At 64.8% G+C, this 15,648-nt stretch carries 12 protein-coding genes; 5 read left to right on the top strand and 7 right to left on the bottom strand.

All coding sequences use genetic code 11. The features are described 5' to 3' along the window. The first annotated feature begins 44 nt into the window (after positions 1 to 44). Both SCA01S_RS01195 and SCA01S_RS01190 read left to right on the top strand, forming a co-directional pair. Positions 45 to 626, top strand: coding sequence for a GbsR/MarR family transcriptional regulator (locus SCA01S_RS01195; RefSeq protein ID WP_022675956.1), 582 nt, complete (start codon positions 45 to 47; stop codon positions 624 to 626). Positions 627 to 735: 109 nt separating this feature from the next. Further along, positions 736 to 1,737 carry an SRPBCC family protein gene (locus SCA01S_RS01190; protein WP_062782089.1) on the top strand — a complete coding sequence of 334 codons (1,002 nt, stop codon included), beginning with the start codon at positions 736 to 738 and terminating at the stop codon, positions 1,735 to 1,737. Positions 1,738 to 1,743: 6 nt separating this feature from the next. Here SCA01S_RS01190 and SCA01S_RS01185 read toward each other — a convergent pair whose 3' ends face one another. Then, a complete protein-coding gene (locus SCA01S_RS01185) occupies positions 1,744 to 3,795 on the bottom strand; it encodes an alpha/beta hydrolase family protein (protein WP_167542855.1) in 2,052 nt (683 codons plus the stop codon). A gap of 274 nt (positions 3,796 to 4,069) precedes the next feature. Here SCA01S_RS01185 and SCA01S_RS01180 point away from each other — a divergent pair, with 274 nt between their 5' ends. The 3 genes from SCA01S_RS01180 (at position 4,070) to SCA01S_RS22035 (ending at position 6,282) form a co-directional block, all read left to right on the top strand. Continuing rightward, positions 4,070 to 4,852, top strand: coding sequence for a succinate dehydrogenase iron-sulfur subunit (locus SCA01S_RS01180; protein ID WP_022675959.1), 783 nt, complete (start codon positions 4,070 to 4,072; stop codon positions 4,850 to 4,852). A gap of 96 nt (positions 4,853 to 4,948) precedes the next feature. Next, entirely contained in the window at positions 4,949 to 6,067 is a 1,119-nt protein-coding gene (gene zapE / locus SCA01S_RS01175; protein WP_022675960.1) for a cell division protein ZapE, read from the top strand. Next, positions 6,064 to 6,282: a hypothetical protein gene (locus SCA01S_RS22035; RefSeq protein ID WP_157088824.1), complete on the top strand. Its 219-nt coding sequence runs from the start codon at positions 6,064 to 6,066 to the stop codon at positions 6,280 to 6,282. The genes zapE and SCA01S_RS22035 overlap by 4 nt, the downstream gene beginning before the upstream one ends. 287 nt (positions 6,283 to 6,569) lie before the next feature. Here SCA01S_RS22035 and SCA01S_RS01170 read toward each other — a convergent pair whose 3' ends face one another. The 6 genes from SCA01S_RS01170 to SCA01S_RS01145 all read right to left on the bottom strand — a co-directional run bounded on the left by SCA01S_RS01170 (position 6,570) and on the right by SCA01S_RS01145 (position 15,632). Further along, a complete protein-coding gene (locus SCA01S_RS01170) occupies positions 6,570 to 8,669 on the bottom strand; it encodes an EAL domain-containing protein (protein ID WP_245652405.1) in 2,100 nt (699 codons plus the stop codon). 271 nt (positions 8,670 to 8,940) lie between these two features. Next, a complete protein-coding gene (locus tag SCA01S_RS01165; protein WP_062782083.1) occupies positions 8,941 to 10,845 on the bottom strand; it encodes an XrtA/PEP-CTERM system amidotransferase in 1,905 nt (634 codons plus the stop codon). 18 nt (positions 10,846 to 10,863) lie between these two features. Beyond that, positions 10,864 to 12,483: an exosortase A gene (gene xrtA, locus SCA01S_RS01160; protein ID WP_245652404.1), complete on the bottom strand. Its 1,620-nt coding sequence runs from the start codon at positions 12,481 to 12,483 to the stop codon at positions 10,864 to 10,866. Beyond that, positions 12,452 to 13,750 (bottom strand): TIGR03087 family PEP-CTERM/XrtA system glycosyltransferase, encoded by a 1,299-nt coding sequence (locus SCA01S_RS01155; RefSeq protein WP_327195827.1) that lies wholly within the window; start codon positions 13,748 to 13,750, stop codon positions 12,452 to 12,454. The genes xrtA and SCA01S_RS01155 overlap by 32 nt, the downstream gene beginning before the upstream one ends. Further along, a complete protein-coding gene (locus tag SCA01S_RS01150; RefSeq protein ID WP_062782074.1) occupies positions 13,684 to 14,745 on the bottom strand; it encodes a FemAB family XrtA/PEP-CTERM system-associated protein in 1,062 nt (353 codons plus the stop codon). Before SCA01S_RS01150 ends, SCA01S_RS01155 begins: the two co-directional genes overlap by 67 nt. Next, positions 14,742 to 15,632 carry an XrtA system polysaccharide deacetylase gene (locus SCA01S_RS01145; RefSeq protein ID WP_062782071.1) on the bottom strand — a complete coding sequence of 297 codons (891 nt, stop codon included), beginning with the start codon at positions 15,630 to 15,632 and terminating at the stop codon, positions 14,742 to 14,744. Before SCA01S_RS01145 ends, SCA01S_RS01150 begins: the two co-directional genes overlap by 4 nt. Between the last annotated feature and the right edge of the window lie 16 nt (positions 15,633 to 15,648).

Here is a 15,648-nt window from a genome sequence, read left to right as displayed (position 1 = left end):
CCAAGTGCCTTGACCAAGAAGCACATCTGACAGATATTTCTGTCATGACAGAAATATCAAACGACTCGGATCGCCTTCCCCCTTCGGTGGAGCAGTTCGTGCTGCGCTGGGGCGACATGGGCACGCAATGGGGCGTCAACCGCTCGGTCGCGCAGATCCAGGCGCTGCTGTTCCTGTCGGAACGCCCGCTGACGGCCGAAGACATCGCGGCAAAGCTAAACATGGCGCGCTCCAACGTGTCGAACAGCCTCAAGGAACTGCTCGCGTGGAAACTGATCCACCGGGTGCCGGTACTGGGCGATCGCCGCGACCATTACGAGGCCGAGGCCGATCTCTGGCAGATGGCCACCAAAGTGGCGCAGGGTCGCAAGGCGCGCGAGATTGATCCCATGGTCGCGGCAATCGGCGCGGCGATGCAGGATATCGATGACCCGCGCATCAGCGCCAAGGTGCGCCAGCGGCTGGTGGCGATGCACGATTTCGTCAACACGGTGGATGGCTGGTATCAGCAGATGCTCAACGTCCCACCTGCCCAGATCATGACGCTGATCCGCATGGGCGCCAAGGTTGTCAGCCTGCTGCGCTTTGTCAGCGGGCGCGGCGGCAGCAAAACCGACCAGACCTGACCCCGTCACCGCGCACAACGGCCACGGCGGCGGGGCCGTGGCTACCATCTTACCCATATACCGATTTCTTTCGTTTCAGAATTGCCTGAACATAGAAAAGGTCCCAGCCATGCCCGCCGAACCTCAAGACGATCGCGCCCCCGTCGCCCTGCTCAAGGGCCGGATCATCGCTGGCTTTTCCCTGGCGCTGGTCATCGCGCTGAGCGCCTACTTGCTGATGAGCGCCAGCCGGGCGGGCAATCAAGCCTTTGCCAGCCTGTGGTTTCTCGCCGTATTTCCGGCCTATCTCTGTGCGCTGATCTGCTATGTCGGCGATCCGGCCGGCACCCGCTCGAGGAATTTCTATGTATCGGTGCCACCGATCCTGGTGGGCTTGGCAATCTTTGGCTCGGCCGCGTTCCTGGGCGAAGGCATTATCTGCCTGGTAATGCTCTCACCGATCTGGCTGATCTTCGGGCTGATTGGCGCCTTCTCAGTGCGCAGGATGCGCCGTCGGCGTGACGATGCGGCGAGCTTCCACGCGTCCTTGCTATTCCTGCCGCTGCTGGCGGGCAGCGTTGAAAGCCAGATCCCCGTCCCGCACGATACAGTGACGCTGACCCGCTCGGTCATTGTTAACGCCAGCCCCGCCGAAATCTGGCCCTATGCCGTCAGCAACACCCACATCGGCAAAGACGAAGGCCGCTGGACCTTTTCGCAAAGCGTGCTCGGCCTGCCCCGTCCTCGCGCCACGGTGCTCGATCGCCCCGGCGTGGGTGGCGTGCGCACGGCCTATTGGAGCGAGGGCATCGATTTCCAGGAACGGGTGACCGCGTGGCAACCCGGCCACCGGCTGGCCTGGCGCTTTGCCTTCACCAACAGCTCGCTCCAGCACCACACCGACGAGCACATCGCGCCCGACGGCCCGTTCCTCAAGATCGACACTGGCGATTATCGCCTGACACCTCTGCCCGATGGGACGACACGGCTGACGCTGACCACCAACTACGTGGCGATGACCCACGTCAATCTCTACGCACGCTGGTGGGGCGAACTGCTGCTCGGCGATATCCAGGACAATGTCCTGGCCGTGGTCAAGCAGCGGGCCGAAGCCCGCCACAAGGCCGGATGATCGGAATTACGACGGGTTGTACTTGGCCAGCCACGCCCCGATCGCGTCAAGCATCGCCTTGCGATCATCAAGCCGGGTGAAATAGTGATCGGCCTTGGGCAGGCTTACATAGTCCACCGTCTTGCCCGCCGCGCGCATCCGGCCGGCCATGGCATCGGAATGGCTCACCGCCACGGTCACGTCTTTGCGCCCATGGATCAGCAGCAACGGCGCCTTGATCCGATCTACCGCATTGAGCGGAGAAACCGCCGCGAAATCAAGCGCCATCGCTTTCCAAGCGTCGGAATACTTGCCTTCCATGTAATCGTTGCCGAAGTCGTTCACCTCGCGGCGCAGGCTGGCCACGCCCGAGATCGAAACGCCGCAGCGATAGAGATCGGGGTCCTTGGCCAGGCCCCACATCGTGGCATAGCCGCCATAGGATGCGCCGACGATGCACACCCGCTTGGGATCGGCCAAGCCTTCACTCACGGCCCAGGCCAGACCATCGGTGATGTCATCCTGCATCGCCAGGCCCATCTGCCCCCAGCCCTTGTGCAGAAAATCGGCGCCATAGCCGGTGGAGCCACGGAAGTTGGGCTGGATCACCAGATAACCCCGGCTGGCGATATACTGCGCCAGATAGTCCCAACTTGCCACGTCCTGCGCCCAGGGGCCACCATGGGGCAGCATGACTACGGGCAAATTGTGTGCCTCGCGCCCCTTGGGCGTGGTCACCACTGCCTCAATGCTCAAACCATCGCGGGCCTTGTAATGCACGGTCTTGACCGGCGAAACCGGCACCTGCTTGAGCTTGTCGTTGAACACGGCAACGCGTTGCATTATCCCGCCATCAAGGCTGAAGTAATAGAGCGCGCCGGGGCTGTCGGGCCGGGCCAGAGTCAACAGCATGGCGCGGCGATCCGCGCTCAGGCTGGAAATCTCGACGCTGACCTTCTGCGGCTCGACCGATTTGTCGAACGCGGCCTGAAGGTCGGCCATGTCCTTGTCCAGCCAGTGCACGCGATCGGGCATGTCAGAGGTCGTCACGCCCAGCACGGCAGAGCGGTCTTGCGACAGGAGCGTGCGCGCGATTTCGGTGCCGGCCGGCGCCTCGAACAGCACGCGCCCCGTCTGCTGGGTCAGCATGTTGATTTCATAGAGCCGGTCGCGTCCATCATCACCCGTCAAAACGGCAATAGCGTTGTCCGTGCCGGGCACGAACAGGATCGGATCGAGCAGGGATTCGTGGGCCTTGCTGCTGGCGCGGTCGATCGTGCGCAACTGCTGGCTTGGGTCGGCACCGCGATAGTACAACTGCGACATCCGGCCCGACTTGGTCACCGAAACCCCGCTGCGCACCACGCCGTTGCCGTCCGCCTGCCAGCTCAGCACGCCGTCGCGCGAGCTTTGCACCACATGCTCACGCCCGGTGGCCAGATTGACGCGGTGCACGGACGGGAAGAACCCTTCGTCCAGGTACATCGAATGCTGCGCGGACAGCAGGATTTCAGGGGTGCCGTCATGGGCAACCCAGATCACGTCGGCGACATTCTGGCCGGCGAGCGTCCACAACAGCCGCGTGACCTTGCCGGTCTTGCGTTCGATGGAGATCAGCCGGCTGACATAGGTGCGGTCGGCCGAGTCCGGCATCGGCAGCAGCGCGCGCAGCTTCACCAGGAGATAATCATCGCCAACCCACTGCACCCAATCGGCCTCGGTCTGGTCGGGCACAGCCAGGTTCATCGGCTTTTCCTGGGGATCGAACAAGTTGCGAATGCCGATCACCTGGGTGCCGCCCATGCCGAACTTACCGGCAATGCGCCGCCCATCAGGCGATAGCGCCCCATCTGCAAAGAACGGAATCTGGGCAAACGCGTCTGCATCGAGCACAGGGGCAGACGCCGCCTTCTGTGCAGGAGCAGCAGAGGCTTGAGCCGATGCCGGCGTTGCCGCAGTCTGCGCCGCAGCCGGGGCAGCAGCCATCATGCTTGTCGCCAGCGCCAGTGCCAGCACCGATCCCGACCGCGCAACGCCTGCCCCCAGCCGTTGCGCCGCCACCATTCCCCCGTTCCGCATCTTGCCCCCTAATCCGAATGTTTTCAGAGTTATGCGGATTGCATGCGATAGTCCATCCTGCGGCCCGGCAAATAATGCCAACACGGATGAGATTGCTACTTGCCGCCGTGCCCGGTGCGCACCACCGCCCGCGCTCCTGCATTTCCGGGCAAGCATACCATGGGGCAAGACCGGCTTTCTCCCCTTGCCCCATGCTGCGTTTGCGCTAAGGACGACTCGTTGAAGCCGACTTGGCCTTGCCGGCCAGCGGCCCAGTGCAGCAGGACCCGGTTTTATGGCGACTTTCACGCTCCCCAAGAACTCCACGATCACCGGCAAGGCGCGCCACCACGCGGCCGCCACCAACGGCAAGATCAAGAAGTTCAAGGTCTATCGCTATGACCCAGACAGCGGCGAGAACCCGCGCTACGACACGTTCGAGATCGATCTCGAACAGTGCGGCCCGATGGTGCTCGACGCGCTGATCAAGATGAAGGGCGAGCAGGACCCGACGCTGACCTTCCGCCGTTCGTGCCGAGAAGGGATCTGCGGATCGTGCGCGATGAACATGAATGGCCGCAACGGCCTGGCCTGCACCACCGCGATCGAAGACCTCAAGGGTGAAATCCGCATCACCCCCCTGCCCCACATGCAGGTGATCAAGGACCTCGTCCCCGATTTCACGCACTTCTACGCGCAATATGCCTCGATCCGTCCCTGGCTGCAGACCGTGTCGCCCACGCCCTCGGGCAAGGAGCGCCTGCAGAGCCCGGAACAGCGCGAAAAGCTCGATGGCCTTTACGAATGCATCCTGTGCGCGTGCTGCTCCACGTCGTGCCCCAGCTATTGGTGGAACTCCGACAAGTTCCTCGGCCCGGCAATCCTGCTCCAGGCCTATCGCTGGCTGGCCGACAGCCGCGACGAAATGACCGGCGAGCGCCTCGACGAGCTGGAAGATCCCTTCCGCCTCTATCGTTGCCACACGATCATGAACTGCGCTAACGTGTGCCCTAAGGGCCTTTCGCCCGCACGCGCCATCGCCGAAATCAAGAAGATGCAGGCCGAGCGCGCGATCTGACGCGCCAGGTTTGGCCTTTTCCCTTCGCGTCATTCCCGAACGCCGGCCGGTTCCCCCGGCCGGCGTTTCGCTTTTCCCAAGGCCCGTCGCTTTATCATGACCCGCATTTCCCAGCGCTATGCCCAACTCGTCGCCTCGGGCGAATTGCGCCCCGATCCAGAGCAGGCCGCCGCTGCCAACCGCCTGGACCAGTTGCAGCAGGAATTGGAAAACCCGCCGCCAGCCCCCGGCCTGTTCGGCCGCCTGTTGCGTGGCAAGCAGGCGCCTGTGCCGCGCGGGCTTTACATGTGGGGTGGCGTCGGGCGCGGCAAATCGATGTTGATGGACCTGTTCCACGATAACCTGGCCGTCACCGCCAAGCGCCGCGCGCATTTCCACGCCTTCATGCTCGACGTGCACGCGCGCCTGCGCGAGGCGCGCAAGAGCGAAAGCGGCGATCCGATCGTGCCGGTGGCGGCCAGCATCGCGGCCGAATGCCACGTGCTGTGCTTTGACGAAATGGTGGTCAACAACAGCGCCGACGCCATGATCATGAGCCGGCTGTTCACCGCCCTGATCGTGGAACACGGCGTGGTCATCGTCACCACCAGCAACCGCGCTCCGTCAGAGCTGTACAAGAACGGGCTCAACCGCGAGCATTTCCTGCCGTTCATCGCGCTGGTGGAAGAGCGGCTCGACGTGCTCGCGCTCAATGGCCCAGTGGACTATCGCTTGCAGCGCCTGCAGGGCGTGGGCACATGGCACGTGCCCAATGGCCCGGCAGCCACCGAAGCAGTGCGCGAGGCGTTCTTCCGCATGACCGACTTTGCCCCGGAAGACAGCGCCAACGTGCCCAGCGCCGATCTCGATCTGGGCGGCGGACGCACGCTGCATGTTCCCAAGAGCCTCAAGGGCGTCGGCGTGTTCAGCTTCAAGCGGCTGTGCGCGCAGCCGCGCGGCGCGTCGGATTACCTGGCGATCGCCCATGCCTATCACACGGTAATCATCGTCGGCATCCCCCGCCTGGGGCCGGAACAACGCAACGAGGCGGCGCGTTTCGTGACGCTGATCGACGCGCTATACGAACACAAGGTCAAGCTGATCGCGACGGCCGATGCCGAGCCCATTAACCTTTACGAATCGGGCGATGGCCGGTTCGAATTCGATCGGACCATCAGTCGACTAATGGAAATGCAAAGCCAGGACTATCTGGCCCTTGGCCACGGCAACGAGTGAACCTGACCGAAGAAAAATTTACATATCCCGAAAATACGAAAGCCCGCGATTATTCATCGCGGGCTTTTGCTTTTGATAGGATGAGCTGCCGGACTGGAGCATCAACTAGGAATTTTCCAGATCCACAGCGCATTCCTTTATCGGCATTAGCCGAACAGCCAACGAACCAACATAAAAACCTCCATCCACGGTTAGAGGCCTTTGAATATCACTAAGCTCCTTGGTTAACAAGAAGTAAACAATTGCAAATTCGGCGCAAACCGTTGCAGCCGTCCCGTTTCGGAACAGCCAAGCCCATAGATTTGCAGGGAATTGTGCAACCGGAGGTGCCCGCGCGCCGATGAGCCAGCCAGGGCTTGCCCTTAAGCGCAGCGAGACAAGATTTACCAATGGGATAGGCGCCGATCGCGCGAACAAGGCCGCTCGAGTCGGGAGTAGAATGAGGACACCTGATGCGCCCAGGCAAGGGAGACGGGAACGCTGCCTTAGGTGGCTGGGAGGATCAGACAGCCCTGCTGTGCCGCATCAGGCGCGCCTGGTAATCGCGGAACATCACGTCAAATGGTTGGGGCTTGCTGAGGTAATAGCCTTGGGCATGATCGCAGCCGAGCGCCGCCAGCAGGTGGAACGTCGCCTCGTCCTCGATGCCCTCGGCCACCACCGCCTGGCCCAGCGCATGGGCCAAACCGATCGTGCTGGTGATGATCGCACGGTCACGGTCGCTGCTGAGCAAGCGCGAGACAAAGCGCCGGTCGATCTTGAGTTCGTCGCTGGGCAGATCGGCCAGGTAGGCCAGGCTGGCTTCACCCGTGCCAAAATCGTCGATCGACAGGCGAAAACCCAGATCACGCAAGCGCGACATGTTGCGCACCGCATCGCTCCGGTTGTTCATGCCTGATGTCTCGGTGATCTCGATCGTCAGCAAGCCAGGGTCGATGCCACGGCGCGTGACGATCTCACGGAAATTCTCGACCAGATCGGGCTTATCCACCATCTGCCCGGACAGGTTGATGCTCATCTGAAAGCGTGAGCCCAGGGCATTGACGGCTTGCGCGGCAGTGATGGCCTCTTCCAGCACCCAATAGGTCAGCGCGTCGATGCGCCCTGCCCGCTCGGCCTGGAGAATGAAGGCATCGGGCGCGATGTAGCCACGCGTGGGGTGGTTCCAGCGGATCAGCGCCTCGGCGCCGGAAATGCGCCCAGTGCGATAATCCCACTGTGGCTGGAACGCCAACCAGATGTCGCCGTTGCGCAGCCCCTCGTCGATGCGCGCGTGCAATGACAGTTCCCAAGGCGCCTCGGCCAGTCGGTGCGCCTCGAACACTTCCACCGGACGGCCGTTGGTCAACGCCTCGTTCGCGCTGGCGAGAGCGGAGTTGATACGGGTTAGCGCATCAAGCCCTTCGTTGCGATCAAGGCCGAAGTGGATGTTGGTATCGAAGGTATGCGTGCCGATCTGCAGCGGCGCAGAAAACAGCGCGCGCAGACCGTGCAAATGGTTGAGTTGCACATCGATCGGACGCGCTTCTTCACACCACGCGAAATGCCCGCCGTCACCATGATAGATCTGCCCAGCCCCCGATCCAACCGACAGGCGCCGCGCGATCTGGTTGGCGCATTCGCCATGCAATTCGCGCGGGAGTGTCGCCAGGATTTCTTCATACCGGGCGACGACTGCAACCACTACGTCAGACCCGATACCCAGGTTGGCTGACGACATTGCCAAAAGGTTGGGCAACCCGGAGACACTGGTGTGCTGAACGCGCCGAATCCGCTTTTGCCAGCCTCGGATTGCGCTGAACGTGATGATGAACAGGAGGCTTGCGCTGGGGTCAGAAATGATCCCCGCATTGCGCAAGATGGCAGGCTGCGCCAACGTGATCATCACCGCGACACCGTAATACAGCGCCTTGCGCAAACGCGATGGCGCCCGATGCCCAAACACGACCAGGCAGACCACGATACCGAACAGTGGGATAAACGTAATGTTCCACATGATCGGCTTTTCCAGCGCCGCTGCGCCGGCGATGTCATACGCAATCGGGCGAACCACACCGCGCCCGAAATATCGCACCAACGACCCCTGGCCTGACGCGGAGACGACAACAGTTTTGCCGCTCAAGGCAGTGGGTTCGATCTTTCCGGCCATGAGGTCGGCGGCGGCGATCGTCTGGATGGAATTTGGATCAACCCAATAGTCAGGATAGATGGAGCCGGCTCTCGGCGCGTCGCGTAGGCCCGCCAAAGCCGCGGCCGTGGACTGATAAACCCGTCCGCCGAGAGTGACGGAATATGGCCCATATTCGGCCACATGCATGAAATTGTCGTTCCATGCCGAAACTACGATCTTGTGCTTGCGCGCCAGGTCTTTGCTGGGGAAATGAAACGCGTCGGCCTCAAACCTGCCCATTTGGTCGGCACGAGCGACGAAGGCGATGTCATCGCCAAAACTGTCGATAGCCGACACCAGCTGGGCGTCATCGCCGCGGTTTATGCCAAAGGGCACCTTGGTATCGAAAAAGACGGTGCGCGGCATATACCGCCGCACTTTCGCGAGGACTTCTGCCTGTTCCCGTGTTCCCAAAACCGGCAGATCGTCCATCGACAGCACGACGATGGACCGGGGCGCCAGCTCTCGGCCGCCACGAAAAACAGTGTTCCAATAGAGGTGCGCAACGATGTCGCCAAAGCCCAGCCAAGGCAGGCACAGCGCCAGGCTCAGCAGCAGCGATATTCCGATCGGTGATCGTAGAAACTTTCGCATGGACCATCGGCGCAGTTGGATTACCCTACGGGGCTAGTCCGAAATGGTTTAGATCACCTTACCGTTTACCACCGATGGTAACAGGCAGGGCACCATGTGCCCGCCAAGGCTATGACGACAAAGCCGTATCCAGCCGCGCCAAACTGCGGTCGAGCATCAGCAATTGCCACAGGACGCGGCTGTTATCGGCCCTTCCGGCGATATGCGATTCGGCCAGCGTGGCGATGCGGGTGGCATCGAACCAGCCGGTGCGGGTGAGTGCGCCGCCCGTGGCGATCGCGCGCGCTGCGCCCGCCAGCGGGCCACGCAGCCAGGCGGCGATCGGCGTAACGAAGCCCATCTTGGGCCGGAACAGCACATCATCGGGCAGATAGCGGCGCATAGTCTGCTTCATCAGCCATTTGCCGGTGGCGCCATGCACGCGCATCGCCTCGGGCAGGCCGGCGGCAAATTCGATCAGGCGGTGGTCAAGCAGCGGCTCGCGCGCCTCCAGGCTCACAGCCATGCTGGTGCGATCGACCTTGGTCAGGATATCGCCGGGCAACATGAACTTGAGATCGGCATATTGCGCGCGGTCAAGCCCGCTGCGCGCCGGCGCCTGACGCATCAGGTCGATCAGCGGCGTCTCAGCCCGGTAATCGCCACGCAGCCGCAGGAACTCCGGGCTGAACAGCGCGGCGCGCGCCTCTGGCGCGGTCACCGCCAAGGCGCGGGCATAGCCGGTTTCACCATCTTCGGCCAGGCTCTGGAACGTGGCCTTGGCGCGCAGCGGGCGCGGCGCCCAGTCTGCCTTGGGATAGAACCGGCCCAGCGCACCGAACACCGGGCGGCGCAGCCCCGCCGGCACCAGCGCGCGCGCCTGCTCTTCGCGGTGATGGAACACCTGACGGCGATAGCCGGCAAAGGCCTCGTCCGCGCCATCGCCCGACAGCGCCACCGTAACATGCTGCCGCGCCAGCTCGCACACGCGGAACGTGGGCAGCGCCGATGCATCGGCAAAGGGCTCGTCAAACATCGCCACCAGCCGGTCGACCAGCTCGAAATCGTCGGACGATACCGTGCGCGCATGGTGCTGCGTGGCAAAGCGCTGCGCCACTGCGCCGGCCCAGCTGGTTTCATCAAGCGCGGCCACGTCAAAACCGATCGCGCAGGTCTTGACCGGGTCGCGGCTGGCCTCGGCCATCAGCGCCACCACGGTGGAGCTGTCCACCCCGCCCGAAAGAAATGCGCCCAGCGGCACGTCGGCCGCCATGCGCGAGGTGACCGCCTTGCGCAGCCGGTGCAGCAGATGCGCTTCGAGGTCCTTCTGGCTGGCCTTGTCCCGCTCGGCAAACGAGACATCCCACCAGCGCACGCTGGGCGGCGGCGGTGCATCATGACGCAGCAGGCGGTAATGCCCGGCCGGCAGCTTTTCCACCCCGGCCAGGATCGCGCGGCCATCGGGCACAAAGCCCCAGGCGAGGTAATCCTCCACCGCCAGCGGATCAATCGTCCGCCGCAGCATCGGATGGGCCAGCAACTGCTTGAGTTCCGATCCAAATATCACGCTGCCATCGGCCAGCGTGGCCATGTGCAGCGGCTTTACCCCCAGCCGGTCCCGCGCCAGGAACAGCGTGCGGGCGCGCTGGTCATAAAGGGCAAAGGCAAACATGCCGTTGAACCGCGCCAGGCAATCGACGCCCCACTGCTGCCAGGCGGCCAGGATTACCTCGCTATCGCCATCGGTGCGGAACTGCGCGCCAAGGCTCGCCAATTCGCGGCGCAGTTCCTGGTAGTTGTAGATTTCGCCATTGAACACCAGCACAGCGGCGCCATCGGCGCTGGCCATGGGCTGGGGCGATCCGGCCAGGTCGATGATCGACAGGCGGCGGTGGCCCAGGCCGACGCCAGGCGCCGTCCACACGCCATGGCCATCGGGGCCGCGGTGCGCGATCACATCGCCCATGGCGCGCAGCCGCTCCGGATCGACCGGCTTCATCCCCTGGGTGTGAAAGATCCCCGCAATGCCGCACATGCCTTGAAAACCAGCCCCCTATTGCCCGCGCGAAACGGTATCGATCCAGCGATCCAGCGGCCCGGTGGCCGCCACGAAAGCGGCCAGGGCCGGCGCGGCGGGCGCCCCGGCATTGTCTTCGCTCGACAGGATCAGCGTGGCCGTGGGCTGCGCGCGCAGCAAGAGCCGGTCAGCAATGTTCCACAGCTTGAGCGCCATGTTGCTGCTGCCCAGCCAGCCATCGGTACGGTACCAGGTCATCGCCAGGCGGTGCACCGGACCAGGCGCCTGGATCATGTCACCCTTGCCACCCGCGATGCCCGACGCTGGCTTTTCCCAGGCCCAGCCGCTGCCCGGCGGCACGGCCCCTTCGCCAAAACCACCCGCCTCGCGGCCATCGCCCTGCCCGGCATAGAGCGCGAATGAGACGTCCACCACGTGGCCCCGGTCATCGGCATAGCGCCCGAGCAGGCGATGATCGGCGCCGCCATGGCGCGGCTGCCAGGGCCAGTCGCCCGGCGCTGCCACGCGGTGCCAGCCGGGAACGGCCGGCAGGTCGATACGGGCTGGCAGTGGCGCAGCCAGGCGACCGGCCGCCGCGCCCCAGCCCACGAACGCCAGCGCCATAACGGCCAGCACACCCAGCGCGAGCCCCTGCCCCACGCGTGCCCGCGCCGCCCAGGCCAGGCGTCGATCGGCCAGGATGGCGGCTACCGACACCGGCGGATCATCCCGCGCCCGATCGAAAAACGGCCAGCCGGCCAGCATCGTCAGCGCCATGACCACGGCAAAGAACACCCAGCCATAAAACACGTGATCGAACCCGGCGGCAAACTGGATACCGCGCCAACCGGCAATCACGATAGTGCCCCAGGCACGCACGCCATTGGCGAGGATAGGCACGATCAGGGCCATGGCCATGAACGCGATGCGGCGCGGCCAGCGGCGAAAGCACACCTGACACACCAGCACGCCATAGGCGACCATGGCGATCAGGAACTTCACCCCCGAACAGGCCTCGGCCACCTTGAAATAGCCGGCCGGCGTGGTGATGAACACGCCATCGAGCGCGGCGGGAATGCCCACCAGGTGCAGCAGCACCATGACGATCCGCGCCGTCACGATCTGCAGCAGTGGGATCAGTTCATCCCCGAACGGCACCAGGAACAGCATATAGGCCAACGGAAACAGCAGCGCCGCCCCCAGGCGCGGCCCCATGATTGCCAGGAAGCTGGCCTGCAACATCAACACGCAAGCTGCCTGCGTCACCAAGGAGAAACCGGCGAAGTCCCCCAGCATCCACAGGAACGCCGCCCCGGCAAACAGCACCAGTCCCGGCCACCAGCCCTGCGGGGCGATCTGCTGCAGCGCCGGCCAGCGCATCGACACCAACCAAGCCAGGATCGCCGGCACCAGCAGGATGTGGTTATAGGTTGAACTGTCCCACCACTGCCCCGCCATCGCCGCCCAGTCGGCCCGAAACAGCCCGATCAGGCCCAGCCAGCACAAGCCCAGCATCGCCCACGGCACAACACCGGTGGCCGCTCCATCGCGCACAGCGAGCGAGGATACGTGATCCTCCCCACTCGTGGGGAGGTGGCGGGCCGCAGGCCCGACGGAGGGGTTTTCAAGCCGCACGGCGGCCAAACCGGCGATCAAGGCCAACCAAGCCAGGCAACGGCGCCAGCACCCTGTCCCACCCGCACTGCGCGATGACGAACGCACGGGCGGCACGGCCCAGGGCATCGGCGCGGACCGTGTCGGTCAGCAAGCCCACAGCGCGTGCCGCCAGTTCTTCCGGGTCGGCCGGCGAAATCGCAAAGTCGCGCCCATCCATGGCGGCAATGCCGGTGGCGGCCTGCGGGGTCAGCAGCACCGGCCGGGCCATGGCCATCGCCTCCAGCACCTTGTTCTGCACCCCGCGCGCCAGGCTCAGCGGCACCACGACCAGATCAGCCCCGGCAAGCCAGGGCCGTACATCGGGCACCGCGCCGGTTACCCGCGTGCCGTTCACGCCATCGAGCGCCAGCACGGGCGCGGTCGGCGCGCGGCCCACTGCATTGAACTGCGCGCCGGGAAAGCGCCCCTTGATCAGCGGCATGACCTGCCGTGCAAAGGTGACCACCGCCTCAACGTTGGGCGGATAGTCCATCTGCCCGGTAAACACGATCTGCGGCCCGCCCATGACCAGTTCGGGCGCCATCGGAATACCCGCCGGATCGAACAGCGCGGTATCGATGCCATTGCCCAAGGCGCGCACATCGGGCATCGGCCCCCGGCCCAGGCGGCTGCGGAACAGATCGGCCTCGGCTTCGCTCACCAGCAGGCTGGTGGTGGCGCGCCGCGCAATCCGCGCCTCATAGCGGCGCAGCAGCCACGCCTCGCGCAGATAGACCGGCGCGCCAAGCCCAGGGCGCCGGCCATATTGGCCGAACTTGGCCGAATCCACGTCGACAAAGTCCATGACCACCCGGCCTTGGAACGAGGCCGGCACATATTGCGCCATCTGCCCGGAAAACACGAAGATCGTCGAGATCGGCCGCGTCGCCAGCACCTGCTTCACATAGCGCGCCAGCCGGGTGGAAGCGAATGCCGCCAGGCTGATCGGCCGGCCAGAAAGCACGGCCGAAAGCCCGGCGCCGATCAGCGATCCGCGCCGCCGCACCAGGCAATGGCTTGCCGCCACGGCCGCCAGTTCCGCTTCGTGCGCCATGTCCTGGGCAGTGTCGGCGAGACACGCCACGTGCACCGGCGCCAGCGCAGCCAGGGCCTTGAGGATGTGGTGCGAGCGGATCTTGTCGCCCCGGTCGGGCGGAAACGGGATGCGGTGCGCAAGGAACAGGATTTCGCCCATGTCCGTCAGGCCAGTCCGCGCGCGATCAGCGGCCCGATCAGGTTGGCCACGGGCAGTGGCAGCTTCTGCCACAAGCTAATCTTGGCCTGGTAGCGCGGGCTCAGCGGGTTGACGTCGCGCGGGGCCTGCCCATCGGCAGTCCACTGTGCATAGGACAGCGGCTGGGGCACGAAGCCCCAGTTGCGCTTGAAGTGATAGGCGCCCGAATCTACCTTGGAGCGGCCGAAATCGAAGTGCGTCATGCCGCGCCGCCGCGCGTGGTTCATCAGCGCGTGATACATCACGTCGTTGGCGCGCAGGGCCCGCGCGGCAAACACCCCGCCGCCCCAATAGGGCATCACCGCGCCACGGTGATAAAGACTGAGCACGCTCGCCACCGGCTGCCCCTGGTGCAGCACCGTCAGGATATCGGCATCATCGCCAAAGGCATCGAGCACGCTGGCAAACAACCGGCGTGGGAACACCGGCGTGCCCAGGTTGCGCACCGATTGCGCATAGACGCGATAGTGCCAGGCGCGATCCTGCGCGCTGTTGCCGGTGCGGATTTCAAGCGGCTGCGCCAGGCCCTTGCGCAGTTCGGCGCGCTGCTTGCGCGGCACGGCCTGCAATTGCGCGGCATCGTCCGCCGCCAGCGGCATGACGAAGCCGGCGTGGCTGTCGTGCTTCACATGCCAATCCGGGCCTTGCGGCAACACCCCACCGCGCAGCTCGATCGTCGGGCTGTTGAGCTGGCGCGCCAGATCCTGCGCGGCGCCGATCAGCGCGGGCGCGGCGGCCTCGTCGCCCACCACCCCGCCGCCCACGGCAAAGCCGGTCGAGACCAGCGCCCGCCCAAACAGCCATGACGATACGGCATGCAGCGGCAGCGCCGCGACGATCACGCCGGCATGCTCGGCCAGCAGCAGGCGGCTGGCATGGCCGCTGCCGCGCGCCACGCCATCAAGCCAGCGCGGATCATGGAAAACGGTCGCCTGATCCTGCCCGCTCAGAAAACGGGCATAGGCGTCCAGGTCGGCCGCCTGCGCCTCGCGCACTTGCGGCGCGGCCAGGCGGAACGGCGCGTTCATGCCGCCGCCGCTGCGGGCAGCGCGGCGTCACGGCTGGCCACCCAGGCAGCTTCGGCCCGCGCCACCGCGTCCATCCGCCCCCACGAAAAATCACGCAGCAGCCGCTCCAGCTTGCCGGCCATGGCCGAAAGGTTGGTGTAATGGCGAAAGCGCGAACGCCAGGGTGCATCGGCGCGGCGCGGCTGATCGGGATCGATTTCCCAGGGATGGAAATAGAACGCCGCCGGGCGCCCAGCAGCATTGACCTGCCGCACCGCCCAGGATGACACGCCATAGGGCAGCAGGCGGAAAAAGCCGCCACCACCCGCCGCCATGCGCCGCCCGGCCACTTCGGCCGTCGTCACCGGAATTTCCAGCAGGGCACTGCCCGGCACAGGGTGAAATGCAAAGCGCGGCGCCTCGCGCCAGCCATAGTGATCGTGAACGATCGGCGCCACGGAAGAGGAATAGGCATAGCCGGCCTGCGCCAGCACTTCGTGCGCCCAGGGCGTGCGTGCATCGATCGAAAAGCTCGGTGCGCGATAGCCCGTCACGGCCTGCCCGCTCGCCTGTTCCAACGCATCGCGCGCGCGCGCCAGATCGGCGGCAAACTGTGCCGCGTCCATCGTGAATACACGCTGATGATCCCAGCCGTGGCTGGCCACCTCGTGCCCGGCATCGGCAATGGCGCGCACCAGCGTGGGATGGCGCTGCGCAACCCAGCCCAGCGTGAAGAACGTGCCCTTGGCGCCGGCAGCGGCAAACATCGCCAGAATGGTCTGGACGTTGCGCTCCACCCGCGAATCCAGCCCATCCCAGGCGGCGCGGTCGATCACCTTTTCAAAGGCGCCAACCTGAAACCATTCCTCAACATCGACCGACAGGCCATTGATGACAGGCGCAGACATGGATGGGCTGCTTTCG

Origin of the sequence: Novosphingobium capsulatum NBRC 12533, from assembly GCF_001598375.1 — a bacterium.
In the GTDB taxonomy this organism is placed as follows: domain Bacteria; phylum Pseudomonadota; class Alphaproteobacteria; order Sphingomonadales; family Sphingomonadaceae; genus Novosphingobium; species Novosphingobium capsulatum.
This window is presented reverse-complemented; position numbering and strand designations above follow the sequence as displayed.

What these genes read in the sequence shown, in the direction of transcription:
- SCA01S_RS01190 (WP_062782089.1), top strand. Translation starts at nt 736, where the DNA reads ATGCCCGCCGAACCTCAAGACGATCGCGCCCCCGTCGCCCTGCTCAAG.
- SCA01S_RS01145 (WP_062782071.1), bottom strand. Translation starts at nt 15,632, where the DNA reads ATGTCTGCGCCTGTCATCAATGGCCTGTCGGTCGATGTTGAGGAATGG.
- zapE (WP_022675960.1), top strand. Translation starts at nt 4,949, where the DNA reads ATGACCCGCATTTCCCAGCGCTATGCCCAACTCGTCGCCTCGGGCGAA.
- SCA01S_RS01185 (WP_167542855.1), bottom strand. Translation starts at nt 3,795, where the DNA reads ATGCGGAACGGGGGAATGGTGGCGGCGCAACGGCTGGGGGCAGGCGTT.
- SCA01S_RS01165 (WP_062782083.1), bottom strand. Translation starts at nt 10,845, where the DNA reads ATGTGCGGCATTGCGGGGATCTTTCACACCCAGGGGATGAAGCCGGTC.
- SCA01S_RS01180 (WP_022675959.1), top strand. Translation starts at nt 4,070, where the DNA reads ATGGCGACTTTCACGCTCCCCAAGAACTCCACGATCACCGGCAAGGCG.
- SCA01S_RS01195 (WP_022675956.1), top strand. Translation starts at nt 45, where the DNA reads ATGACAGAAATATCAAACGACTCGGATCGCCTTCCCCCTTCGGTGGAG.
- SCA01S_RS01170 (WP_245652405.1), bottom strand. Translation starts at nt 8,669, where the DNA reads ATGGACGATCTGCCGGTTTTGGGAACACGGGAACAGGCAGAAGTCCTC.
- SCA01S_RS01150 (WP_062782074.1), bottom strand. Translation starts at nt 14,745, where the DNA reads ATGAACGCGCCGTTCCGCCTGGCCGCGCCGCAAGTGCGCGAGGCGCAG.